This is a genomic window from Actinospineispora spinosispora DSM 44797, assembly GCF_000429025.1.
Classification (GTDB): domain Bacteria; phylum Actinomycetota; class Actinomycetes; order Mycobacteriales; family Pseudonocardiaceae; genus Pseudonocardia; species Pseudonocardia spinosispora.
The window spans coordinates 140,134-164,062 of the sequence record NZ_AUBB01000025.1; the positions used below are offsets into that span (position 1 = coordinate 140,134).

General features: G+C 69.8%; 23 protein-coding genes. 11 read left to right on the forward strand and 12 right to left on the reverse strand.

Annotated features, from left to right (window positions below):
• Nucleotides 1–12 precede the first annotated feature (12 nt).
• Complete coding sequence (locus G406_RS0111880) at nucleotides 13–1,197, forward strand: DUF445 domain-containing protein (protein ID WP_156934808.1); 1,185 nt, start codon at nucleotides 13–15, stop codon at nucleotides 1,195–1,197.
• Nucleotides 1,198–1,200: 3 nt separating this feature from the next.
• Here the strand turns inward: G406_RS0111880 and G406_RS46320 are convergent, their stop codons facing one another.
• Nucleotides 1,201–2,547, reverse strand: a complete 1,347-nt coding sequence (locus tag G406_RS46320) for an NAD(P)/FAD-dependent oxidoreductase (protein ID WP_051341967.1) — start codon at nucleotides 2,545–2,547, stop codon at nucleotides 1,201–1,203.
• A gap of 82 nt (nucleotides 2,548–2,629) precedes the next feature.
• Here G406_RS46320 and G406_RS0111890 point away from each other — a divergent pair, with 82 nt between their 5' ends.
• Both G406_RS0111890 and G406_RS0111895 read left to right on the forward strand, forming a co-directional pair.
• Nucleotides 2,630–2,899, forward strand: a complete 270-nt coding sequence (locus G406_RS0111890; protein ID WP_028934010.1) for an AbrB/MazE/SpoVT family DNA-binding domain-containing protein — start codon at nucleotides 2,630–2,632, stop codon at nucleotides 2,897–2,899.
• Nucleotides 2,887–3,291: a type II toxin-antitoxin system VapC family toxin gene (locus G406_RS0111895; RefSeq protein WP_028934011.1), complete on the forward strand. Its 405-nt coding sequence runs from the start codon at nucleotides 2,887–2,889 to the stop codon at nucleotides 3,289–3,291. Before G406_RS0111890 ends, G406_RS0111895 begins: the two co-directional genes overlap by 13 nt.
• Here the strand turns inward: G406_RS0111895 and G406_RS0111900 are convergent.
• On the reverse strand, nucleotides 3,275–4,000 hold the full coding sequence (locus G406_RS0111900; RefSeq protein WP_028934012.1) for a uracil-DNA glycosylase: 726 nt from the start codon (nucleotides 3,998–4,000) through the stop codon (nucleotides 3,275–3,277). The two genes, G406_RS0111895 and G406_RS0111900, sit on opposite strands and share 17 nt — an antisense overlap.
• 50 nt (nucleotides 4,001–4,050) lie before the next feature.
• Between G406_RS0111900 and G406_RS0111905 the strand changes: the two genes are divergently transcribed.
• The gene (locus G406_RS0111905) at nucleotides 4,051–5,490 is read left to right on the forward strand and encodes a S10 family peptidase (RefSeq protein ID WP_037076139.1); all 1,440 of its coding nucleotides are present in this window, start codon (nucleotides 4,051–4,053) and stop codon (nucleotides 5,488–5,490) included.
• A 137-nt stretch (nucleotides 5,491–5,627) separates the two neighbouring features.
• Here G406_RS0111905 and G406_RS0111910 read toward each other — a convergent pair whose 3' ends face one another.
• Genes G406_RS0111910 through G406_RS53885 form a run of 3 tightly spaced genes read right to left on the reverse strand, consistent with a single transcriptional unit; the run spans nucleotide 5,628 to nucleotide 8,234 of the window.
• Complete coding sequence (locus G406_RS0111910; protein ID WP_028934014.1) at nucleotides 5,628–6,581, reverse strand: Ppx/GppA phosphatase family protein; 954 nt, start codon at nucleotides 6,579–6,581, stop codon at nucleotides 5,628–5,630.
• 58 nt (nucleotides 6,582–6,639) lie between these two features.
• Complete coding sequence (locus tag G406_RS0111915) at nucleotides 6,640–6,984, reverse strand: hypothetical protein (RefSeq protein WP_156934800.1); 345 nt, start codon at nucleotides 6,982–6,984, stop codon at nucleotides 6,640–6,642.
• 8 nt (nucleotides 6,985–6,992) lie between these two features.
• Nucleotides 6,993–8,234 (reverse strand): lytic transglycosylase domain-containing protein, encoded by a 1,242-nt coding sequence (locus tag G406_RS53885; RefSeq protein ID WP_156934801.1) that lies wholly within the window; start codon nucleotides 8,232–8,234, stop codon nucleotides 6,993–6,995.
• A gap of 60 nt (nucleotides 8,235–8,294) precedes the next feature.
• On the opposite strand from G406_RS53885, the gene G406_RS46330 reads away from it, so the two are divergent.
• Entirely contained in the window at nucleotides 8,295–9,980 is a 1,686-nt protein-coding gene (locus G406_RS46330) for an acyl-CoA dehydrogenase family protein (protein ID WP_084215989.1), read from the forward strand.
• Nucleotides 9,981–10,410: 430 nt separating this feature from the next.
• Here the strand turns inward: G406_RS46330 and G406_RS0111930 are convergent, their stop codons facing one another.
• From G406_RS0111930 to eno, 3 genes are read right to left on the reverse strand one after another with little or no spacing between them, the layout of a single operon-like run.
• Nucleotides 10,411–10,944: a DUF501 domain-containing protein gene (locus tag G406_RS0111930; RefSeq protein WP_028934016.1), complete on the reverse strand. Its 534-nt coding sequence runs from the start codon at nucleotides 10,942–10,944 to the stop codon at nucleotides 10,411–10,413.
• On the reverse strand, nucleotides 10,941–11,516 hold the full coding sequence (locus G406_RS58815) for an FtsB family cell division protein (protein WP_084215990.1): 576 nt from the start codon (nucleotides 11,514–11,516) through the stop codon (nucleotides 10,941–10,943). The genes G406_RS0111930 and G406_RS58815 overlap by 4 nt, the downstream gene beginning before the upstream one ends.
• A gap of 7 nt (nucleotides 11,517–11,523) precedes the next feature.
• A complete protein-coding gene (eno, locus tag G406_RS0111940; RefSeq protein WP_028934018.1) occupies nucleotides 11,524–12,810 on the reverse strand; it encodes a phosphopyruvate hydratase in 1,287 nt (428 codons plus the stop codon).
• A gap of 109 nt (nucleotides 12,811–12,919) precedes the next feature.
• Between eno and G406_RS46335 the strand changes: the two genes are divergently transcribed.
• The 5 genes from G406_RS46335 to ggt all read left to right on the forward strand — a co-directional run bounded on the left by G406_RS46335 (nucleotide 12,920) and on the right by ggt (nucleotide 18,682).
• On the forward strand, nucleotides 12,920–13,357 hold the full coding sequence (locus tag G406_RS46335; protein ID WP_051341984.1) for a tetratricopeptide repeat protein: 438 nt from the start codon (nucleotides 12,920–12,922) through the stop codon (nucleotides 13,355–13,357).
• Nucleotides 13,358–13,496: 139 nt separating this feature from the next.
• Nucleotides 13,497–14,327: an iron uptake transporter permease EfeU gene (gene efeU, locus G406_RS0111950; RefSeq protein ID WP_028934019.1), complete on the forward strand. Its 831-nt coding sequence runs from the start codon at nucleotides 13,497–13,499 to the stop codon at nucleotides 14,325–14,327.
• Nucleotides 14,328–14,364: 37 nt separating this feature from the next.
• Nucleotides 14,365–15,495, forward strand: a complete 1,131-nt coding sequence (efeO, locus tag G406_RS0111955) for an iron uptake system protein EfeO (RefSeq protein ID WP_028934020.1) — start codon at nucleotides 14,365–14,367, stop codon at nucleotides 15,493–15,495.
• Nucleotides 15,492–16,763 carry an iron uptake transporter deferrochelatase/peroxidase subunit gene (gene efeB / locus G406_RS0111960; RefSeq protein WP_051341969.1) on the forward strand — a complete coding sequence of 424 codons (1,272 nt, stop codon included), beginning with the start codon at nucleotides 15,492–15,494 and terminating at the stop codon, nucleotides 16,761–16,763. Before efeO (G406_RS0111955) ends, efeB (G406_RS0111960) begins: the two co-directional genes overlap by 4 nt.
• A 95-nt stretch (nucleotides 16,764–16,858) precedes the next feature.
• Nucleotides 16,859–18,682, forward strand: coding sequence for a gamma-glutamyltransferase (gene ggt, locus G406_RS0111965; RefSeq protein ID WP_028934022.1), 1,824 nt, complete (start codon nucleotides 16,859–16,861; stop codon nucleotides 18,680–18,682).
• 41 nt (nucleotides 18,683–18,723) lie between these two features.
• Here ggt and efeB (G406_RS0111970) read toward each other — a convergent pair whose 3' ends face one another.
• From efeB (G406_RS0111970) to G406_RS0111985, 4 genes are all read right to left on the reverse strand, one after another.
• A complete protein-coding gene (efeB, locus tag G406_RS0111970; protein ID WP_028934023.1) occupies nucleotides 18,724–19,971 on the reverse strand; it encodes an iron uptake transporter deferrochelatase/peroxidase subunit in 1,248 nt (415 codons plus the stop codon).
• A 1-nt stretch (nucleotide 19,972) separates the two neighbouring features.
• Complete coding sequence (gene efeO / locus G406_RS0111975) at nucleotides 19,973–21,115, reverse strand: iron uptake system protein EfeO (protein ID WP_028934024.1); 1,143 nt, start codon at nucleotides 21,113–21,115, stop codon at nucleotides 19,973–19,975.
• Nucleotides 21,112–21,975: an iron uptake transporter permease EfeU gene (gene efeU / locus G406_RS46340; protein WP_037076142.1), complete on the reverse strand. Its 864-nt coding sequence runs from the start codon at nucleotides 21,973–21,975 to the stop codon at nucleotides 21,112–21,114. Before efeU (G406_RS46340) ends, efeO (G406_RS0111975) begins: the two co-directional genes overlap by 4 nt.
• A 326-nt stretch (nucleotides 21,976–22,301) precedes the next feature.
• The gene (locus G406_RS0111985) at nucleotides 22,302–22,910 is read right to left on the reverse strand and encodes a LysE/ArgO family amino acid transporter (RefSeq protein WP_028934025.1); all 609 of its coding nucleotides are present in this window, start codon (nucleotides 22,908–22,910) and stop codon (nucleotides 22,302–22,304) included.
• Between the two features lie 69 nt (nucleotides 22,911–22,979).
• Here G406_RS0111985 and G406_RS0111990 point away from each other — a divergent pair, with 69 nt between their 5' ends.
• Nucleotides 22,980–23,882: a LysR family transcriptional regulator ArgP gene (locus tag G406_RS0111990; RefSeq protein WP_037076144.1), complete on the forward strand. Its 903-nt coding sequence runs from the start codon at nucleotides 22,980–22,982 to the stop codon at nucleotides 23,880–23,882.
• The last annotated feature ends 47 nt before the right edge of the window (nucleotides 23,883–23,929 follow it).

The window sequence follows — 23,929 nt, forward strand, 5'->3', positions numbered from 1 at the left end:
GTCTACGCCTCGATGCCGTTCATCGCGGCCGCGATCGGCTATGTGACCAAGCTGGTCGCGATCGAGATGATGTTCCGGCCGCTCGAGTTCGTCGGCCGCAAGCCGTGGCTCGGCTGGCAGGGTGTCGTGCCCCGGCGCGCTGCCAAGATGGCCGGCATCGCGTGCGACACGATGACCAGCCAGCTCATCACCCCGGCGGAGATCTTCGGTCGGCTCGACCCACAGCGGGTGGCTGAGGAGATCGAGAAACCGCTACTCGCCTCGATCGAGGACATCACCCGCGAGGTCGCCGCGGCCACCCAGCCCGACCTGTGGGAAGCGCTGCCGGACCGCATCAAGCACATGATCGTCGACCGGGTCCGGCGTCAGTCGCCGCAGATGGTCGAGAAGGTCATGCTGCAGATCCAGACCGACATCGACTCGGTGTTCGACCTGAAGGAAATGGTCGTCACGCACCTGGTGCGGGACAAGGCGCTGCTCAACCGCATCTTCCGCGAGGCGGGCTACAAGGAGTTCCGGTTCATCGCGCGCGTCGGCGCCCCGTTCGGTTTTGTCATCGGACTGCTGCAGACGGTGACCTGGGCGGTGTTCCGCGAGCCGCTGCTGCTGCCCGCGTTCGGCCTGATCACCGGGTGGGCGACCGACTGGCTCGCGTTGAAGATGGTCTTCTTCCCGATCGAGCCGCGCCGGTTCTTCGGGCTGTTCACCTGGCAGGGGCTGTTCCTGCGGCGCCGTTCCGAGGTCGCGCGCGACTACGGCGACCTGATCGCCAAGGAGATCATCACCCCGCGCAACGTCGTCGAGGCGGTGCTCAAGGGTCCACTGTCGGACCGGCTGTTCGCGCTGGTCCAGCGCGAGGTGCACCGCCTGGTCGACTCGCAGGCCGGGCTGGCCCGCCCGCTGGTCGTGATGGCCGTCGGTGGGCGGCGCTACCAGCGGGTCAAGCAGCTGGTCACGATGAAGGTCATGGAACGGCTACCGGAGACCATGGCGGCGGTCGAGGAGTACGCGACCGACGCCATGGACATCCGCAACACCCTGACGTCCAAGATGAAGCTGCTCAGCCCGACCCAGTTCGAACGCCTGCTGCGGCCGGCGTTCGAACAGGACGAGTGGATGCTCATCGCGGTCGGTGCGATGCTCGGGTTCGGTGTGGGTGAGCTTCAGATCCTCATCGTGGAGTTCCTGACCCACTAAGGCTCAGGCCTGCTTCTTGTCCACCGGCGGGTCGAGCCTCGGGGTCGGGCCGATGACCCGGGAGAACTCCTTCTTCGGCTCGTGGATCTGCTCCAGCGAGACCACCTCGCGGCGGAACAGCAGCGCCTGCGTCCAGTCCGACACGATGCGGAACTTGCGGTTGAACGTGGGCATCCGGCTCAGGTGGTACGTGCGGTGCATGAACCACGCCAACGGGCCCTTGAGCTTGATGCCGTAGACCTCGGCGGCACCCTTGTACAGACCGAGGCTGGCCACCGAGCCGACGTGCTTGTGCTTGTACGGCGTGACCGGCTTGCTGCGCAGGTGGGCGATGACGTTGTCGGCCAGCTGCGCGGCCTGGCGCACCGCGTGCTGCGCGGACGGGCTGGTCTTGGCGTCCGGGTCGTCCTTCGTGAGGTCCGGCACCGATGCGCAGTCGCCCGCGCTGAAGATCTCCGGGCTGCCGTCGACCTGCAGCGACGCCGAGCAGATCACCCGCCCCTTGTCGTCGAGCGGCAGGTCGGTCTCGGCCAGCATCGGGTTCGGCTTGACGCCCGCGGTCCAGACGATCGTGTCGGTGTCGAACTCGGTGCCGTCGTCCAGCACCACGTGACCACCGGTCATGCTCTTGACCCGGGTGTCGAGGTAAACCTCGATACGGGCCTTGAGCAGCTGCTTCACCGTGTACTTACCCATCGGCGGGCTGACCTCGGGCATGATCCGCCCGGACGCCTCGACCAGCACCCAGCGCAGGTCGGTCTCGTCGATGTTCTCGTAGTAGCGGCTCGCGTAGCGGGACATGTCGGCCAGCTCGGCCAGCGCCTCGACACCCGCGTAGCCGCCGCCGACCACCAGGAACGTGAGCAGCTTGCGCCGCAGCTCCGGGTTGATCGTGCTGGCCGCCTCGTCCATGTGCGACAGCACGTGGTTGCGCAGGTAGATGGCCTCGGCGACGTTCTTGAACGCGATGCCCTGCTCGGCGAGACCGGGGATGGGCAGCGTGCGCGCGACCGAACCGGGCGCCACCACGAGCACGTCGTAGCCGATCTGGCTGACGTGCCCGGCGGCCGCCTCGACGGTCACCTCGCGGCGCTCCCGGCTGATGCCGGTGACCCGCCCGGTCAGCACGTGGCACTTGCGCAGGACCTTGCGCAGCGGCACCACGACGTGGCGCGGCTCGATGGAGCCGGCGGCCGCTTCGGGCAGGAACGGCTGGTAGGTCATGTTCGCCTGCGGATCGATGACCGTCACGGATGCTTCGTTGGCGGCGAGTTTGCGCTGCAGGCGCAGCGCTGTGTACATACCGACGTAGCCGCCGCCGACGATCACGATGCGAGTGTCACGAGCCATGCCCCTATGGTGCCATCAGGTGTATCGATTCACCTTACGCAAACGGGGTGAGCCTCATCGCCCTTTCGAGTACGCTTTACCTATGACCGCTGCGGTAAAGCACGAGGACCAACCGGTGCGGACCACGAAGGTGAGCCGCAAGAACCAGGTGACGCTGCCGGTCGCCGCGCTGCGCGAAGCAGGCGTGGCGGCGGGTGACGTCCTGCGGGTCGAGGTGGAGGCTCCCGGAGTCTTCCGGCTGGTACGGGCCCACGACCCGTGGTGGGAGTTGTTCCAGAAGTTTCAGGGCTCCAACCTCGGGATCACCACCCGTGAAGAACTCGAAGAGATGCGGGACGAATGGGATCGGTAGTTCTCGACTCCAGCATCGTGATCGGGTTCTTCGACGCCGGAGATGCCCACCATGCCGCGTCCAGCGCGGCGCTCATCGCCATGCACACTCATGGCGACACATCCGTGCTACCGGCGACAGTGCTCCTCGAGTCATTGGTCGGGAGCTACCGGAGGAACGAGAACGACGCCGTCGAGCTGCGTCGGCGGATACTCGCGCTGTTCGGGCCTATTCGCATCGTCGACGAAGACATCGTCGACGCGGCTGCGCGGCTACGCGCTGCGCATCGGTGGCTACGGACGCCCGACTCGTTGGTTCTGGCTACCGGAGTCGTCGAGGACGCAACTGTGCTCACCTGCGACCAGCAGCTCGCCAAGGTGGACCCCAGGGTCGAGGTCATCGGCTCGGGCTGAGGCCCGCCAGGTCCGCGGCATGCCGGAGCACCTGGCGCAGCATCGGCTGGGTGAGTCGGCCGGTGAAGGTGTTCTGCTGGCTGACGTGATAGCTGCCGAACAAGTGCAGCGGATACCCGTCCGGCTGGCTCGGAGCGAGCTCGACGTGCGCGCCGTGGCCGAAGACCGGCCGAGGTTTCGGGACCGTCCAGCCTCCATCGGCGAGGACCGGCAGCAGCGCCTGCCAGCCGAACCCACCGAGCACCACGACCGCTCGGACCGTCGATGCGAGCAGCCCCAGCTCACTGACCAGCCACTGCCGGCAGTTGTCCCGCTCGGCCGGGGTCGGTTTGTTGGCCGGCGGCGCGCAGTGGACAGGGGAGGTGATGCGCGCCCCTAGCAGCTGGAGGCCGTCACCGGCGTGAACCGCCGTCGGCTGGTTGGCCAGGCCCTCCGCGTGCATCGCCGCGTACAGGAAGTCCCCGGAACGGTCGCCGGTGAACATCCGTCCGGTCCGGTTCGCGCCGTGCGCCGCCGGAGCCAGCCCGAGGATCAGCAACCGGGCGTCCGACGGCCCGAAACCCGGCACCGGCCGACCCCAGTAATGCTGCTCGGCGTAGGAGGCACGCTTCTCCCGCGCCACCCGCTCGCGCCATTCGACCAGCCTCGGGCACACGCGGCACTCACTGACCAGCAGGTCCAGCTCGTCGACGGTTCCCGGCGCACTCACCCGGCCGATGATAGGCGGCCACCCGGCGGCAGATCGTAGAGTCACCGATCATGAGCGACGCCGAGGCCACGACACCCGAGCCGGAACCGACCGACGACCTGGTCGAGACCAGGCACACGCTGATCACCTCGACCGGCGAGCTCGCCTACACCGCAACCGCCGGGCGGATCGTGCTGCGTACCGAGCAGCACACCGACGGCGCGTTCGACGGGCTCACGCCGACGGCCGAGGTCTTCGTGGTCGCGTACACGGCCGATTCGGACACCGACCGTCCACTCACGATCGCGTTCAACGGCGGGCCCGGGTCGGCGAGTGTCTGGCTGCACCTGGGTCTGCTCGGCCCACGACGGGTCCTCTCCGGCGACGCGGGTGCGCCGGCGGCGCCGCCGTACCGGCTGGTCGACAACGCGGAGTCGCTGCTCGCGCACTCCGACCTGCTGTTCATCGACCCGGTCTCGACCGGCTACTCCCGCGCGGTACGCGGCGGCAAGCCGTCCGACTTCCACGGTTTCACCGCCGACCTCGAAGCGGTCGCCGAGGTCATCCGGTTGTGGGTGAGCCGCAACCAGCGCTGGTTGTCGCCGAAGTACCTGGTCGGCGAGTCGTACGGCACGCTGCGCGCCGCCGCGCTCGCCGGGCGTCTGCAGGAGCGGTACGGCATGTACCTCAACGGGCTGGCGCTCATCTCCACCGTGCTGGACATGGGGTGCCTGCGCTTCACCGAGGGCAACCTGCTGCCCTATCCGCTGTTCCTGCCGACCTATGCGGCGATCGCGCACTACCACGGTCTGCACGGTGACCGTCCGCTGCGCGAGGTGCTCGACGAGGCCGAGCAGCTCGCCGAGCGCGACTACCCGTGGGCGCTCGCCAGAGGCGCGCGCCTGTCCTCCGCCGACCGGGACGACATCGTGGCCCGGCTGGCCTCGGTGACCGGCCTCTCTCCGGACTACCTGCGCAGGGTGCGGCTACGGATCGAACACCAGGGTTTCTACCGCGAGCTGCTGCGCTCGCGGGGCCTCGTCGTCGGCAGGCTGGACGGCCGGTTCACCGGCTGGGAAGCCGACGACGCGGGCTCGACACCCGAGCACGACCCGTCGTACACCACGATCCTCGGCCCGTACGCCGCCGCGCTGAACGCGCACCTGCGCGGCGCGCTCGAGTACCGCAGCGACCTGCCCTACGAGACGTTGACCGACCAGGTGCAGCCATGGTCCTACCGCGAGTTCGAGGGTCGCGCGGTCTCGGTCAGCGGGACACTCGCCTCGGCGATGCGGGCCAACCCGCACCTGCGGATCCAGGTCGGCTGCGGCTACCACGACGGCGCGACGCCCTATTACGGCGCCGAGCACATGATCGCCTCACTGGCCATCCCGGACGAGCTGCGGCCCAACATCGAGTTCCGCTACTACGAGGCTGGCCACATGACGTACGTGCACGAGCCGTCCCGCATCGCCCAGTCGGCCGACCTGGCCGCCTTCATCACCGGCTGACCCGTTGCACCCGAAGGCTTCCTGAGGCGACTTCGCAGAGGGTCATGTCGCGTCGCAGATACTGCAGTGTCTGCGACGCAACGTGAAGCTCTGCGAGGCGGTGCCGATGTGACCAGTGAAGCCGACGAGCTTCCGGATCAGAGCAGCGACAGTGCGATGCCGTCCAGGATGTCGTGTTCGCTGACCACCAGCTCGGTGATGCCGGCGCGCGCGGCGAGCTCCTCGGCCAGCACCGAGACGATGAGTGCGCCACCGCCGATGACGTCGACGCGGCCGGGGTGCATCGAGCCGAACTCCATGCGCTGGTCCTTCGTGCGGGACAGCAGCTCGTCGGCCACGCGGTGCAGCTCGGGCAGCGCGAGACGGGACAGGTGAATCTTGTCCGCGTCGTACTCCGGCAGGTCCATCGCCACGGCGGACAGGGTGGTCACCGTGCCGGCGACGCCGACCCAGGTGCGCGCGGACTCGACCGGGACGTGCTCGAAGGCCTCGGCGAGCACCTGCTTCGCCAGCGCGTACGCCTCCTCGCGTTCGGCGGCGGTCGGCGGGTCGGAGCGCAGGCACCGCTCGGTGATGCGCACGCAGCCGATGTCCACCGAACGAGCGGCCTGCACGTCGACCGAGCCGTCGGTCCGGGTGCCGATGACCACCTCGGTGGAACCGCCACCGACGTCGACCACGACGAACGGCCCGTCCTGCGCGGGCAGGTCACCGACCGCGCCGGTGAACGACAGCCGAGCCTCGGTGTCCCCGCTGATCACCTCGGCGTCGGTGCCGAGCGTCGTGCGCACCATGCCGAAGAAGTCGTCCCGGTTCGCCGCGTCCCTGGTCGCGGAGGTGGCGACCATCCTGACCCGCTCCGCGCCGTCGCCGCGCAGCAGCTCGGTGTACTCGGCCAGCGCGACCCTGGTGCGCTCGATCGCATCCGGGGCCAGCACGCCGGTAGCGTCGACGCCCTTACCGAGCCGCACGATGCGGTTCTCCCGGCGCACGTCGGTCAGCCGTGGCCGTCCGTCCGGCCCCGGACCCGCGTCGGCGACCAGCAGGCGGATCGAGTTGGTCCCGCAGTCGATCGCGGCGACTCTAGGCATGCGCACTCCCCGGTGATCTGTTGTCACCACCGTACCGACCGGCCGGGCCGGGCCGGGGCTAACGAGTGATCGCGCGCCGAATCCCTCGGCACATCGCGGCCAGTCCGTACGTCAGCGCGGCGAAGAATGCGGCGACCAGCACCATGCCGACCCAGTCACCGAGCCCGCTGCCGACGACGATGTCGACGACGGAGCCGTCCGGAAACCGGTAGATGCACCGTGTTCCCGGCGGCAACCACGAGGGACCCCATGAGCCACTCCCGCCTTCCGGCAGCTCCATGCCGATCGGATTGCCGAACGAGCATCGCGCCTCTGCGATGAATCCGAAGTACACACTGAACACGATCTCCAATCCGAGGACGACGAATCCGACCACCAGACTCGCTCTTGTCGCTCTACTCATGGGTCGGGCTACTTCGCGGTCGTCGACCTCGGGGCCGAGTCGGTGGGTGGCAGGACGATGATCGGGATCGGCTTCTGGCTGGTCGAGACACCTGGGGCCGGTGCGGCCGGGGACGGTTGGGCTGGTGGCGCGGACACGGTGGTCGTCACCGTGGTCACCGTCGGGCTCGCGGCCTGCTGGGTGACCGGGGTGCCCGCATCCGGTGCGCCGGCCGTCGTCGGCGCGATCGAGGTGGGCGGCAGGATCCGGTTGGGCCGCCCCGGCGCCTTCGACGTGCTGGTGGAGGCTGTCGTGGTGGTCGGGGTCGTGCTGGTCGTCGGAGTCGTGCGCTTGACCGGCGTGGTCGTCGGCGTCGAGCGGTGCGACGGCGCCATGCGGTGAACCGGTTTCGGCGGTGACACGGGCGGTGACACGGGCGGCGGTACCGGAGCGGGAGGCGGAGCGGCGAGCGGTTGTGGGACGGTGTCGCGGGCGTAGTCGGTCGCGAAGGTCCGCACGGCCGCCACGTAGCTGTCGGACCGGTTGACCCGGTGGAACGCCGCCGTCTGCTGCTCGGGCACGGCGAGGTCGACGTTGCCTGCGCACAGGTAGCGGCCGGCGGTGAGCGCCGCGTCGGACATGTCGTTCGGGTCGGCCTGACCGTCCCCGTCTCCGTCCGCCGCGTAGCGCCGCCAGGTGGACGGGATGATCTGCATCGGACCGACCGCGCGGTCCCATTGTGGATCGCCGTCGAGCTGACCGTGATCCGTGTCCGGGATGCGGGGCAGGCCCGGCGAGCCGTCCAGCCGGGGACCGAGGAACCTGCCCAGGGTGCGGCCGTGCCCGTCGAGCTGGCCGCCCCTGGCATGGCCGGACGCCGCCCTGCCCAGCGCCGCGAGAGTCGTCCAGCTGAGCCGGCAGCCGGGTGTCGACGTGGCGAGAGTGCGTTCGGCACGTTGGTAGGCGGCCATCGCCGCACCCGGTATCCCGCCCGGGCCGGCCGGCACCTGCGCGGCCACGACGCCGGGCGGCGGGTCGACGACCGACAACTCGCCGGACGGGGTGCCGCCGGTCGCCGACTCGTCCGGCAACGGTGCGGGCAACGCCTCCAGGGAGATCGCGCCGGGCAGCGGCACCGGACGGGCCGGCGCGGCCGCCGGTTCTTCGGGCGGCGCGGACTGCGAGTGCAGGACCGCGACGGTGCCGAGCAACGCCAGCGCGGCGACCAGCAGCCACACCGCCGACCGTGCACCACCGTTCCCGGACGCCACGGCCAACACCCTGCCTCAGTTGAGGACGCAATGAGGGCCGAACGCGAATATTCTGTCCGCATGACGGATCTCCTGGACCAGCGTGGCGCCCAGGCCGCGAGCTTCGCCCAGCCGGACGGCGACCGGTTCGAAACCCACCGGGTCACCAACCAGGCACCGCCGCTGGACGGCTACGACCCGCTGGCCTGCGATCCGGCGCTGACCCACGCCGTCGCTCTCGAAGGCGCCGAGGCCGCGTTGCCGCGCATCGCGGAGATCGGGCGGGTCGTCGGGTCCGGTGAAGGCCGCGAGCACGCGCGGCTGGCGAACGAGAACAAGCCCGTCCTGCACAACTACGACCGCTACGGCAACCGGATCGACGAGGTCGAGTTCCATCCGTCCTGGCACTGGCTGATGAACTCCTCGGTGCACGCCGGGACGCACGCCGCACCGTGGGCACCGGACGCCGGGCCTGCCGCGCACGTCGCGCGCGCCGCCGGGTTCTACCTGATGAGCCAGCTGGAACAGGGCCATTGCTGCCCGATCTCGATGACCTACGCGTCGATCCCGGCGCTGCGCCACAACCCGGAGCTGGCCGCTCGTTACGAGGCGGGCCTGCGGTCCACCAGCTACTCGCCCGGGATTGCGGAGCCTTCGACCAAGGCAGGTCTGCTGGCCGGCATGTCGATGACCGAGAAGCAGGGCGGCTCGGACGTCCGCTCCGGGACGACGGTGGCCAAGCCGATGGGTGACGGCAGGTATCGGCTGGTCGGGCACAAGTGGTTCACCTCGGCACCGATGAACGACCTGTTCCTGACATTGGCCCAGGCACCCGACGGTCTGACCTGCTTCGTGCTGCCCAGGGTGCTGCCGGACGGCAGCCGCAACCCGATCCGGTTCCAGCGGCTCAAGGACAAGCTGGGTAACCACTCCAACGCCTCGTCCGAGGTCGAGTACCAGGACGCGGTCGGGTGGCGGCTCGGTGACGAGGGCCGAGGGGTCCGGACGATCATCGAGATGGTCACCATGACCCGGGTCGACTGTGTGCTCGGTTCGGCGGCGCTCATGCGGATCGCGCTGTCCGAGGCCGCGCACCACGCGGCGCACCGCTCGGCGTTCGGCACCCGGCTCGCCGACGCACCGCTCATGCAGGCGGTGCTCGCCGAGCTCGCGGTGGAGGCCGAGGCGTCCATTCGGGTCGCATTGCGGCTGGCCGGCGCGGTCGACCGGGGTGAGACCGGGCTGCTACGGCTCGCGCTGCCGGTGACGAAGTACCAGGTGTGCAAGCGGACGGCCGCTGTGGTCGCCGAGGCGCAGGAGACGCTGGGCGGCAACGGGTACGTCGAGGAGTCCGGGCTGCCCCGGCTCTACCGCGAGGCCCCGTTGAACTCGATCTGGGAGGGCTCCGGCAACGTCACCGCGCTGGACGCGCTGCGTGCCATCAGCCGCTCCCCGGACAGCGTGCACGCGGTGCTCGCCGAGATCGACCTTGCGGCGGGCGAGTCGGCCGCGTTCGACGCGGCCGTGCGTGACCTGCGTACCGAGCTGTCCTCGGTGGACGAGCGCAGGGCCCGGCGGCTGTCCGAGCTGATGGCGACCTGTCTACAGGCCTCACTGCTGCTGCGGCACGCTCCGAGCGAGGTCAACGAAGTGTTCCTGTCCTCCCGCTTCGGCGAGGCAGGCCCCTACCGCACGGCCGGAACCCACACGGCGTCGAACAGCGCGATCGCCTCAGTCCTCTCCCGCGTCACGCCGGTTCTTTCGTAGCGAGGTCGCAGGGTTAGCTGTGGCTGGGTTAGCTGTGGCTGGGTTAGCTGTGGCTGGGTTAGCTGTGGCTGGGTTGGGTAGCTCGGGCGGTGGGGCTCTAGCGCTGGGTGGAGGTGCAGGCTGTATTGGTTGGCCTGTTTCGCGCGCCATCGTTCCCGGAAGGCCCTTCGGGCCGACCGGGAACGATCCAGGCGGCTCGCCTAACGGCTCGCTGCCTGGGGTTTTTCCTCGCGGCCCCCCATACCCTTCGGGCATGGGGGACCACTCGGAAAAATGTCGCCTTCGGCGACGCGCGCGCTTGGTGCCCCGGCTTGGGAGCCGCCACTCGTGCACTACCCGCCTTCGGCGGAACCCCTTCGGGTGCCTTGCGGGGCCGGACTCCAGCGCGAGTCGCTGGATTTTGCTGTGCTAGTCGCTGGGTTTTGCTGCGCTAGTCGCTGGGTCTTGTTGTGCTAGCGGGGGATTTGTCCTTGGGGACGCAGGGGCCGGCTCGCCACCAGTCGCCCAGTTCGGCTAGGGCCTCGTCACCGAAGGGGTTCACGCCAGGGCCCGCCGCCAGTGCGTGGCCGACGTGGACGTGCAGGCACTTCACCCGTGTCGGCATGCCGCCCGCGCTGACCTGGGTACCGAGCGACTCGATCGCGTCGCGTTCGGCCAGGTACTCGTCGTGCGCACGCTGGTAGGCGGCCGCCAGCTGCTCGTCGGTCTCCAGCCGGTCGGTCATCTCCTGCATCCGGCCGTCCGCTTCCAGGCCGCCGATGCGTGAGCACAGCCGGGAGCACGTGAGGTAGTACAGCGTGGGGAACGGCGTGCCGTCCTCCAGCCGGGGAGCGGTCTGCACCGTCGAGGGAAGCCCGCACGGGCAGCGGTGCGCCACCGCGCGCAGACCTCGCGGCGCGCGGCCCAGCTGGGCCTCGACCGCCGCGCGATCCGCCTCGGCGACCGCATCCGTATCGGGGCTCATTTCGGCGCTCCTCGCACGTCACTCCACAATCGTTCGAACCAGGGCAGGGTGGGCGCCACACGAGTGCTGCCCGTCGGCGCGCCCACGTCTCCGGGCAACTGCACGATGAACGGCACGTCGCCCGGTCTCACGTAGTTCAGCCGCTCGCGGGCCTCGGCCTGCACGTGCGCCGGATCGCGCAGCTCGGCGCGCCGCCTTTCCTGCTGCTCGACCTCTCGGGTGAGCTGTTCCTGGCGGGTCTGCAGCGCGCCGAGTTCCTGACGCTGGGTCAGGAAGTTCCGCAGCGGCACCGCCACGGTCAGCGCCAGCGCGCACACGACCAGCGCGAGCACCGCGGCCCGCCGGGTCGAGGAGACCCCGAGCATGCCGGAGGTGGCCACCGCGACGCGGTGCGCGCGCCCGCCCCGGATGGCTTCTCCGCTGGTACTGCTCCTGACCCTGCCACCGGGCGGACGCTCGGCCGCGCGGGTGGTACTCGACGTACGGCCCGACCCGCCGGCGGCACCCGAGCGCGGGCCACGGGCCGGACGGTTACGTCCGGCCCGGGCCCGTGAGGTGTCGCCTGCAGGCATCGGCCGATCAGTCCGCCGGGTTGTAGCGCGGGAACGCGAGGTCACCGGCGTAACGGGCCGCGTCGCCGAGGGTCTCCTCGATACGCAGCAGCTGGTTGTACTTCGCCACCCGCTCGGAACGAGCCGGCGCGCCGGTCTTGATCTGGCCGCAACCGGTGGCCACCGCGAGGTCGGCGATGGTGGTGTCCTCGGTCTCGCCGGAACGGTGGCTCATCATGCAGCGGTAGCCGCAGGAATGCGCCAGCGTGACCGCGTCCAGTGTCTCCGACAGCGTGCCGATCTGGTTGACCTTGACCAGCAGCGCGTTGGCGATCTGCCGCGAGATGCCCTCTTCGAGCCGCTCCGGGTTGGTCACGAACAGGTCGTCGCCGACCAGCTGGACCTTGCTGCCGATCGCGGTGGTCAGGCCCTGCCAGCCGTCCCAGTCGTCCTCGGACAGCGGGTCCTCGATCGACACCAGCGGGTAGCCGTCGACCAGCTCGGCGTAGAAGCTGGACATCTCCTCGGCGGTCCGCTTGGCGCCTTCGAAGGCGTAGCTGCCGTCGGAGAAGAACTCGGTGGCGGCCACGTCCAGCGCGAGCACCACGTCGCGGCCGAGGACCAGCCCGGTCTTCTCGATCGCGGTGCCGATCAGGTCGAGCGCGGCCTTGGTGCCGGGCAGGTCCGGAGCGAAACCACCCTCGTCACCGAGCCCGGTGCTCAGCCCCTGGGACTTCAGTACCGACTTCAGCGCGTGGTAGGTCTCCGCACCCCAGCGCAGCGCCTCGCGGAACGACTCGGCGCCGATCGGGGCGATCATGAACTCCTGCACGTCGACCGACGAGTCGGCGTGCGCGCCACCGTTGATGATGTTCATCATCGGCACCGGCAGCACGTGCGCGTTCGGCCCGCCGACGTAGCGGAACAGCTCGAGACCCGAGGACTCGGCGGCGGCCTTGGCCACCGCCAGCGACACCCCGAGCAGCGCGTTCGCGCCGAGGCGGGACTTGTCGGGGGTGCCGTCGAGGTCGACCAGCTTCTGGTCGACGACCCGCTGGTCGACGGCTTCGACGCCGATCAGCTCCGGGCCGATCTCGTCCAGTACCCCGGCCACCGCGCGCTCGACACCCTTGCCGCCGTAGCGCTTGGCGTCACCGTCGCGCAGCTCGACGGCTTCGTGCTCACCGGTGGATGCGCCCGACGGCACGGCCGCCCGTGCGAGCGTCCCGTCGTCGAGTGCGACCTCAACCTCGACGGTGGGGTTGCCTCGGGAGTCGAGGATCTCGCGAGCACCGACCTGCTCGATGACGGCCACATCAGCTCCTTGTTCTGAATCGGTACTGAACAGCTTGACTTGTCGCCTTAAGCCTAACTGTCCGCAGATCTCGCGGTTCGGCGCCGCGCCACCTAACGTAGGAGTGACCATGACGAGCGCTCCTTCTCCGGACCCCGACAGAGGTGTCGAGCACGCCACTGAGCAGCCCGATGCCGAACAGACCTTCGCCTCGTTCCGGCGCGCCGAGACGCTGATGGCGCAGCGCAGGCCCCTGGACGCGGTGGCCGCGCTGCTGCCGGTCCTGGCGACCCAGCCCGACGACGCGTCGGTGCAGCTGCTCGCCGGGCGGGCGTTCCTGGACTCGGCACAGCTCAAGCGCGCCGAGTCGGCGTTCATCCGGGTACTGGAGCTCGACCCGGCCGACCACTATGCGCGGTTCGCACTGGGTAAGGCACTGCAACGGCAGGGCAGGCTGACCGAGGCGCTCGCCCAGCTCAAGATGGCCTGGGCGATGGACCCGCGACCGGAGTACCAGGACGCGATCGGGGCGGTCAGCGCGCGCATCGCGATCGGCAAGCAGGAGTAGCACCGGCCGCTTCGGCAAACTGTTGGTAAGGCGACGATCACGAATCTGGCGTCTCAGCCAGCTGTCAGGTTAGGCTCCGCGCCATGAGGTTAGCCTGGCCTTTTGCGGCTGTGACGCGTGGTGCCCGAGGCGACGCGCGGTGCTGAGCAATGCGTTGATCGGGCTGCGCGAGGGGCTCGAGGCGGCCCTGGTCGTGAGCATCCTCGTGGCGTTCCTGGTACGCAGTGACCGGCGCAAGGCGCTGCCGCTGGTGTGGGCGGGCGTCGCGGTCGCGGTGGCGATCAGTGTCGCGGTCGGCGCGCTGTTGACCTTCACCTCGAACTCGATGTCCTTCGAGGCGCAGGAGGCGTTCGGCGGCGGCATGTCCATCGTCGCGGTCGGCTTCGTCACCTGGATGATCTTCTGGATGCGGCGTACGGCCCGTGCACTGTCCGGTGAGCTGCGCGGCAAGCTGGAGCAGGCGCTGCAGATCGGCTCCTGGGCCGTCGTGCTGATGGCCTTCCTCGCCGTCGGGCGCGAAGGTCTGGAGACCGCCGTGTTCTTCTGGTCCGCGGCGCAGGCCGCCGGCGAGACCACCATGCCGCTGGTCGGGTTCCTGATCGGGATCGCGATCGCCGTGGTGCTGGCGTACCTGATCTACCGGGGCGCGGTCCAGATCAACATGGCCAAGTTCTTCAAGGTCACCGGCATCCTGCTGATCTTCGTCGCGGCCGGCATCCTGGCCTACGGCATGCACGACCTGCAGGAGGCGGCGATCCTGCCCGGCCTGCACACGCTCGCCTTCGACATCAGCGACGTCGTCCCGGCCGACTCCTGGTACGGGACGTTGCTCAAGGGCATCTTCAACCTGTCGCCCCAGACCACGGTGCTCGAAGCGTCCGTCTGGGTGTTGTACGTGGTCGTGGTGCTCACGCTGTTCCTGCTCCCGGGCCGAACCCGCCGCTCGTCCACCACCGCGGCAGCGGTCTGATCCCAGACCGTTCTCGCACCATCAAGGAGAAACCCCCGTGTCCCGCTCTCTCCCTGTCTGCGCCGCCTCGGTCGGCGCACTCGCCCTGCTCGCCGGTTGTGGTGGCGGGGGCGCGCCCGCCCAGTCGGACGGGTCCATCGCGGTCAACGCCTCGGACAGCGCCTGCGAGGTGACCAAACAGGATGCACCCGCCGGGAAGATCACCTTCCAGGTCGCCAACAAGGGCAGCAAGGTCACCGAGTTCTACCTGCTCGGTGTCGGTGACCGGATCATGGGCGAGGTCGAGAACATCGGCCCCGGCCTGACCCGCAGGCTGATCGTCGAGGTGCCCGACGGCGGCACCTACACCACGGCGTGCAAGCCCGGCATGGTCGGCGACGGCATCCGCGCGCCGTTCACCGTCACCGGGCAGGCCACCCGCTCGGTCGACGACAACGCCCGCCTCGCCGAGGCGACCGCCGGGTACAAGCGCTACGTGACCTCGCAGATCGAGGCGCTGGTTCCGAAGACCGAGGAGTTCGTCAACACCGTCAAGGCGGGCAACGTCGACGCGGCCAAGGCCCAGTTCCCGATCGCGCGCACCTACTGGGAGCGGATCGAGCCGGTCGCCGAGTCGTTCGGTGATCTCGACCCGAAGATGGACGGCCGCGAGGACGACGAGCGCGAGCCCGGGGTGGGCTTCACCGGCTACCACCGCCTGGAGAAGGACCTGTGGGTCGACGGGCTGAAGGCCGACTCCGGCGCGATCGCCGACCAGCTGCTCGCCGACATGAAGGACCTGCAGAACCGGGTCGCGACGATCGAGCTCACCCCGGTCCAGCTGGCGAACGGCGCGAAGGAGCTGCTCGACGAGGTCGCCACCGGCAAGATCACCGGTGAGGAGGACCGCTACTCGCACACCGACCTGTGGGACTTCAAGGCCAACGTCGAGGGCTCGCAGGCGGCCATCGCGGCGCTGCGTCCGGTGATCGACGAGCGGGACAAGAACCTCGGGCCGACGCTGGACCAGCGCTTCGCCGACGTGGAGAAGCTCCTGGAGGGCTACCGCGACGGTGACGGGTTCAAGTTGTACACGCAGCTGACCCCGGAGGACACGAAGAAGATGTCCACCGCCGTCGACGCGCTCGGCGAGCCGGTCAGCCAGGTCGCGGCGGTCGTCACCAAGTGACCGAACAGCACGACGTTCGTCCGGCGCCGGGAGCACTGTCCCGGCGCCGGGTGTTCGGTCTCACCGGAGCCGGCGTCGCACTGGCCGGCGCGGCAACCCTGTCCGGTTGCGCACCGGAAGGGGCGCCGGCCGCGGTCGCCGATGTGGTCCCGTTCCGAGGACCTCGACAGGCCGGCATCGTCACGCCCGCCCAGGATCGTCTGCACTTCGTCGCGTTGGACGTCATCACCTCCGACCGGCATGCGCTGCGCGACCTGCTGATGCGCTGGACCCTCGCGGCGGAACGGATGACCACGGGCCGGGAGACCGCGCCGAACGGCGCGACCGGGCTCGGTCCGCTCGCGCCGCCCTCGGACACCGGCGAAGCACTCGGGCTGCCGGCCAGCCAGCTCACCCTGACGTTCGGCGTCGGACGCGGCCTGTTCGAGAAGGACGGCGTGGACCGGTTCGGTCTGCGCGACAAGATGCCGCCCGGACTGGCGCCGCTGCCCGGTTTCCAGCAGGACAACCTGGACCCGACCCGTTCCGACGGGGACCTGTGCATCCAGGCGTGCTCGAACGACCCGCAGGTGGCGGTGCACGCGATCCGCAACCTGGTGCGGATGGGTTTCGGTACGACCGAGGTGCGCTGGTCACAGCTCGGGTTCGGCCGCACGTCGTCGACCTCGACCTCGCAGGCGACGCCGCGCAACCTGTTCGGGTTCAAGGACGGCACGAACAACCTGAAGGCCGAACAGGGCCCTGAACTCGACACACACGTGTGGGTAGCCGCCGGTGACGGGCCGGACTGGCTGACCGGCGGCAGCTACCTGGTGGCGCGCCGCATCTCGATGCACATCGAGGTGTGGGACCGGACCTCGCTCGCCGAGCAGGAGGACCTCATCGGCCGCACCAAGGGCGAGGGCGCGCCGCTGTCCGGCAAGGCCGAGTTCGACCTGGCTGACCTCGCCGCGAAGGGGCCGGACGGGAAGCCGCTGATCGCGCCGGACGCGCATATCCGGCTGGCGTCCGCCGAGGCGCTGGGCGGGGTCAGGATCCTGCGGCGCGGCTACAACTTCGTGGACGGCAGCGACGGGCGCGGGCACCTGAACGCCGGACTGTTCTTCATCGCCTTCGTCCGCGACCCGCACAAGCAGTTCGTCCCGATGCAGCGTGCCCTCTCGGGCCAGGACCGGATGATGGAGTACGTCCAGCACACCGGTTCCGCTCTCTTCGCCTGTCCACCGGGGCTCGCGCCCGATGGTCACTGGGCGACGAACCTGCTCTAGTACCCGTGAGTGAGGTGGGTTGCCAGGGCAGCCCACATCACTCACGGGTTGTATGTTCGATCTTTCGTGTGGCGTAAGTCTCCTTGGGGGCCGTGATGCGGGTTGCCGGAACACTGTTCGCCGTCGCGTGTTGCGCGACGCTCGTCGCGGCGTGTGGCGGGCCGCCGACGCCTCAGCCACCCCCTGGGCAGCCGTTCCCGGCGAGGACCGCGGTCGCCGTCGGGTCCGGTGGCGCCGTGTCCAGCGTCAACCCGTACTCCACGCAGGCCGGCATCGACGTCCTGCGCAACGGAGGGAACGCGGTCGACGCCGCCGTCGCGACGGCGGCCGCGCTGGGCGTCGTCGAGCCGTACTCGGCGGGCATCGGCGGTGGCGGGTACTTCGTCTACTACGACGCGCGCAGCGGCCAGGTCCGTACGATCGACGGCCGCGAGACCGCACCGGCGACCATGAAGGAGGACTCGTTCCTCGACCCGGCGACCGGCAAGCCGATCCCGTTCGACGAAGCGGTCAACTCGGGCCTGTCGGTCGGTGTCCCCGGAACGCTCGCCACCTGGGACAAGGCGCTGCACAGCTGGGGCACGGTGTCGCTGGGCACCGCGCTGGGACCCGCGACGAAGCTCGCCGACGACGGTGTCGTGGTCAGCCAGCAGTTCCGCGACGAGACCGCGATGAACGAGAAGCGGTTCCGGGCCATCGCGCCGACGACCGAGCTGTACCTGCCCGGCGGGCAGCTCCCGGCGCCCGGCACGATCCTGCGCAACCCGGACCTGGCGAACACCTACCGGCTGCTGGCCAAGGACGGCCCGAACGCCTTCTACCAGGGCGAGATCGGCGCCGACATCGTCAAAGCCGTTGGTCAGCCGCCGATGGCCTCCGGCGCGACGATGAACTTCCGCCCCGGGTTCATGCAGGCCTCCGACCTGGCCGGCTACTCCGTCATCGAGCAGGATCCGACGCACTCGACCTACCGGGGCATCGACCTGTACGGCATGGCCCCGTCCAGCTCGGGTGGAACCACCGTCGGCGAGGCTCTGAACATCCTGGGCAACTACACGCTGTCCTCGGGCGACCGGGTGCAGGCGATGCACCACTACCTGGAGGCCAGCCGGATCGCGTTCGCCGACCGGGGCCGCTGGGTGGGCGACCCGAAGTTCTCGTCCGTGCCGACCGGGCCGCTGCTCGCGCCGGAGTTCGGCAAGGACCGGGCCTGCCTGATCGGCCCGACCGGCACGCTGACCAGCCCGCTCGCCCCCGGCGACCCGAACGTTCCGGCGTCGGGCTGTGTGCCGGGGACCGGTTCTCCGCAGACGCACGAAGGCCCGTCGACGACGCATCTGGTGACGGCGGACCGCTGGGGCAACGTCGTGTCCTACACACTCACGATCGAGCAGACCGGCGGATCCGCGATCGCCGTCCCGCACCGGGGTTTCCTGCTCAACAACGAGCTGACCGACTTCAACTTCGCCCCGGTCACCGCCGGTGTCCCGGACCCGAACCTGCCGGCGGCCGGTAAGCGGCCGCGCAGCAGCATGTCGCCGTTCATCCTGCTGCGCGACGGCAAGCCGTTCATCGCGCTCGGGTCACCGGGTGGCGCGACGATCATCACGACCGTGCTGCAGACCCTGGTCAACCGCATCGACCTGGGCATGACGCTGCCGGACGCGATCGCCGCGCCGAGGGCGTCGCAGCGCAACTCGGCCAACACCGAGGCCGAGCCCGCGTTCCTGGACTCGCCGGAGCGCGCCGGGTTGGAGAAGCTCGGGCAGAGGTTCGTGACCGCGCCCGGCATGTTCACCCCGGCGCCCGAGATCGGCGCGCTCGAAGCCCTGGAGTTCCTGCCCGACGGTGCGCTGCAGGCCGCCGCCGAGCCGAAACGCCGCTCCGGCGGCAGCGCGATGGTCGTCACCCCCAGGTAAACCCCGTGAGTGATTTGGGCTGCGGGAGCAGCCCAAATCACTCACGGCTCGAAGAGCTGCTGGCCCCAGTAGTGGTTGGCGTCGGGGACTCCGCCGGGGCAGGCGAACAGGCCGGAGCCGACGTGGCGGATGTACTCGTTCAGCGCGTCGTGCACACCGAGCTTGCGCTGCAACGTGACGAACTGGTCCGGGTCGCGCTGGAACGAGATGAAGAACAGGCCCGCGTCCAGGTCGCCGGTGCGTGAGTCGATGCCGTCGGTGAAGGAGTAGCCGCGACGTAGGATGCGCAGCCCGCCGTTGTTCTCGAACGCGGCGAGCCGCACGTGGGCGGTGTCGTCGATGACCGGCTGCCCGTCCGGGCCCTTCGCCGCGAAGTCCGGGGTGTCGAACTCGTCGCGGCCGGTCAGCGGGGCACCGGTGTACTTCTCCCTGCCGATGACCTGTTCCTGGTCACTGAGCCGGTCACGGTCCCAGGCCTCGACGAACATGCGGATGCGGCGCGCCACCAGGTAGCTGCCGCCCGCCATCCACGGCTGCGCGGCCTCGTCACCGACCCACACGTACTTGTCGAGTGCCTGCTGGTCGTCGCTCTTGATGTTGCGGGTGCCGTCCTTGAAGCCGAGCAGGTTCCGTTCGGTCTGCTGGTCGGTCCCGGTGGACGCGGTGCGCCCGAAACCGAGCTGGGTCCACCTGGTCACGGCCGTGCCCTTGCCGAGGCGCGCCAGGTTGCGTACCGCGTGGAAGGCGACCGCCGGATCGTTGGCGCAGGCCTGGACTCCGATGTCACCGCCGGTACGCGTCGGGTCCAGGAGCGCGCCGGGAAGCGGCGGCAGCTCGGCGAACTGCGCCGGTTTGCGGGCCGCGAGGCCGAACCGCTGGTCGAACAGTCCCGGGCCGAAGCCGATCGTGACGGTGAGCTGGGACGGCGGCAGACCGATCGTCTCGCCGGTGTCGGCGGGCGGGACCTCCTGGGCGTGCGACTCACCGGGCACCATGACGCCCCTGGTCATCGCCTCGGCGGCGGCGGTCCAGGTGCGCAGCATGTCCACCAGGTCCTGGCGGCTCGCGGTCGGGCTGACGTCGAACGCGGCAAACGCCAGCCGGTCCTGGGTGTCGGTACTGATGCCGGCCTGGTGGGTGCCGTAGAACGGCACCACCTGCTGCTGCTCGGTCGAGCTGCCGCAGCCGGCCAGTCCGGCACCGACGACGGTCGCCACGCCCAGGCCGGCGGCACCGCCGAGCAGACCTCGGCGGCTGAGCCTGGGTCCGCCCGGTACGGAGTCCGCCAACTCAGACCACCTGTCCGGAGACCTTCGACAGCGGCTCGGCCAGCGCGTTCACCGAGTTGGCGAGCACGCGGCGCTGGTCCGGGTTCACCGTGCTGTAGTCGACGTAGCCGTCGCCCTGCTTGAACTGGCCGAGCTTGGTCACGACATCGGTGAACCGCGCCTCCAGCTGCTGGGCGAGGTCCGGGTTCTTCGCGGCGAGCGCCGGCTTGAGCAGCTCGAAGCACTCGCGGGCGCCGCCGATGTTCGCGGCGAAGTCGAACAGGTCGGTGTGCGAGTAGCGATCCTCCTCACCGGTCACCTTCGTGGTGGACACCTCGGTGAGCAGGTCGCTCGCGCCGTTGGCCAGCTGGGCGGGCTGGTAGGTCGCGTCGGCGACGTTCTTCTTGAGCGTCGCGACGTCCGCGTCCAGCTTGTCCGCGAGCGGGGCCATCCCGGCCAGGGTGTTGTCCTGCCAGATCGCCTTCTCGATGCGGTGGAAACCGGTCCACTGGGTGGGGTCCGGGGCGTCGTCGATACGGGCGTCGATGTTCGGGTCGAGGTCGCCGAAGCTCTCCGCGACCGGCTCGATGCTCTCGTAGTTCATCCGAGCCGGGCCGAACACGGCTTTCGCCTTGGCCATGTCACCGGCGCGCACGGCGTCGGTGAACGTCTTGGTGCTGGTCGTGAGCTTGTCGACCTCGGCGACCACGTAGTCGTGGTAGGCCTTGGTCGCATCAGCCAGCGACGTGTCGGCGGCCTTCGTGCTCGGTGCGGTGCCGCCGGTGACGGTGAACGTCCAGGTGTCCTTGGCGCCGCCCGGGCAGTAGATGCTGTACTGCCCGCCGTCCAGACGCAGCGAGAAGTTGCCGGACAGGCCGGGGGTGAGGCTCTCCTTCTCACCCAGGATGCGGCCGTCGCGCTGCACCTCGGCCTCGGTGACCTTGGCCGAGCCGGAGTTGGTGATGGAGAACTTCACCGGGCCGGCCGGCACACTCGCGGGCTGCGGTTCGCACCCGGCATCGGACAGGGTGATCTTGACATCGGTCGCGGGCTGGGAGCCGGACTGGCCACCAGCGCCGCCGGAGCCACCACAGCCGGCGAGCAGGCTCGCGGTACAGAGCAGAGCCGCGGCGCCGACGAGCGTGTTCGCTCGAGACATGATCATGACGTGTGGTGCCTCTCGTGCTTGGTTGAGGACAGGCCCCGGGGGCCTTGTTCGTGGGGTCGGCGCTGGGGCCAGAGCAGGTAGGCCAGCAGCGGAACCAGGTACACGAGCCACGCGACGACCTCGACGGTCACCGGGTAGGGCTGGATACCGAGCATTCCGGTGAGCAGCGAGGAGATCGGGGTCCCCGGTTGCACCAGCCAGGACAGGTCGGCCACCCGGTCCTGGCCGAAGTTCACCCAGCCCGCCTCGTGGGCGGTGTGGGCGGCGGTCATCACCAGTCCTGCGGCAACCAGGACGAGCACGATGCCGGTGATCCGGAAGAACCGCGCCATGTTGATCTTGACGCCGCCCCGGTAGATGCCGTAGCCGAGCGCGATGGCGAGCAGGATGCCGATCAGTGCACCCGAACCGGCCAGGATCGGCGAAGTGCTGGCCTGGAACGCGGCGAGCAGGAAGACGGCGGTCTCGAAGCCCTCCCGCAGCACGGCGAGAAAGGCCATCGCGACGAGTGCGAACGCCGAGCCCCGGGCCAACGCGGCGCTCGCGGCGCCTTCGAGCTCACCCTTGAGGTCCCGGGAATGCTGCCGCATCCACACGACCATGTAGGTCACCATGGCGACGGCGAACAGCCCGATGACCGTCTCCAGGCCTTCCTGCTGAGCCTGCGGCAGGTCGGCCGAGACGATCTCCAGTGCGACGCCGACGGCGATGCAGATGAGCACGGCGACGATCACGCCGATCCAGACCTGACGCAGCGCGTCGCGTCGTCCCTGGCGACCGAGGAAGCCGGCGACGATGCCCACGATCAGCGAGGCTTCGAGTCCTTCGCGGAGCCCGATCACAAACGTGGGCAGCATGGTTAGGGCAACCTCCTCCAGAGCCGGCTCAGGTTAGGCATCGCTAATCAGGAGCGTCAATCGACGACTGAGGCCAGCCTCAGCTTGCTTTTCTCACCCGCAACAGGCCCCTCACGCCCCTGCAGAAACGCCGGCCCCATGTGTCCTGCGCCCCACCTCGCGGTGCCCACACCCCCGACTCGCGGTGCTCAGACGCCCGACTCGCGGGGTGTGCGCGGACACCCTCCGCGAGTCGGGCTTCCTGGCACCGCGAGTCGGGCGTCTCGGCACCGCGAGTCGGGAATTTCAGCACCGCGAGTCGGGAGGTTTGGCGAGTCGGGGCTCGGTCAGGCGCTTGCCAGGAGGCCTGTGCCCAGGATGAGCATCGTCGTCGCCACCAGGCCGTCGAGGACCCGCCAGGAGGACGGGCGGGTGAAGAAGCCGCTGAGCAGGCGGGCGCCGAAGCCCAGCGCGACGAACCAGCACACGCTGGCGAGGGTCGCCCCGAGCGCGAAGTACCAGCGCAGCGAGCCATGGCCGGCGGCGACCGAGCCGAGCAGCAGGACCGTGTCCAGGTAGACGTGCGGGTTCAGCCAGGTCAGCGCGAGCGCGGTACCCAGCGCACGGCGCCGCGAGCCTGCGACCTCGCCGGTGAGCTGCATCGCGGACGGCCGGAACGCCCGCCGCGCGGCCAGCGCCCCGTAACAGAGCAGGAACAGCCCACCGGCCACCGCGACCGCGGTGAACACCCAGGGCCACGCACCGATCGCGGCGCCGACACCGCCGACGCCCAGCACGATGAGCACCGCATCGGACACGATGCACACCAGCACCACGAGCAGAACCGCATCGCGTCGGATGCCCTGGCGGAGCACGAACGCGTTCTGGGAGCCGATGGCGACGATGAGCGAGAGGCCGGTGCCGAATCCGGCTGCAAGGGCGAGTACGTCAGGCACGACACCGAACGTAGGAACAGAACTGTCAACAGTACAGCTCAAGATTCTTACGTAACATTAGCGCTCGTGATGACTGAGCTGCCCCTGGACCAGGTCCGCACGCTGCTGACCGTCGTCGACGAAGGCACGTTCGACGCCGCCGCCGCCGCGCTGCACCTGACTCCGTCGGCGATCAGCCAGCGCGTCAAGGCGCTCGAACAACGCACCGGACGGGTGCTGCTGATCCGCTCGAAGCCGGTCCGGCTGACCGAGTCCGGCCAGGTGGTGGCGCGGTTCGCCCGCCAGGTCGCGAGACTCGAACGGGACGCTCTCGGCGAGCTGGGCATGAGCGGCGCCGACGAGCCGTCCCGGTTGTCGATCGCGGTCAACGCCGACTCGCTCGCCACCTGGTTCCTACCGGCGCTCACCCGGGTCCCCGAGCACCTGCGGGTCTGTTTCGAGCTGCACCGGGAGGACCAGGATCACACCGCCGCGCTGCTGCGCGAGGGACTCGTCGCGGCAGCGGTCACCTCGGCACCGGACCCGGTCCAGGGCTGCTCGGTGCGCGCGCTGGGCAACATGCGCTACCGGGCGGTGGCCAGCCCCGCGTTCATCGCACGACACCTGCGCGACTGGCCGGACACGTCACTGCGCACCCTGCTGCCGACCGCACCGGTGGTGATCTTCAACGACCACGACGACCTGCAGGACCGCTTCGCGCGCTCACTCGGACACAGAAACGGCGTCGGTCCGCTGCGCCACTACGTGCCCTCCTCGGAGGGGTTCGTCGACGCGGTCAGCGCCGGCATGGGCTGGGGCATGCTGCCGATGGCGCAGGCGGGCACGCATCTGAGCGCCGGCACCCTGATCGACCTCGCCCCGGAGACCCCGATCGACGTCCCGCTCTACTGGCAGCAGTGGAAGCTCGACTCCCCCGCACTCGCCGCCACTGCCGACGCGGTCAGCTCAGCCGCGCGGGAAGCCCTCACCTGAGCCGTGAGTGTTCTGGGTTGCCAGAGCAACCGAAAGCACTCACGGCC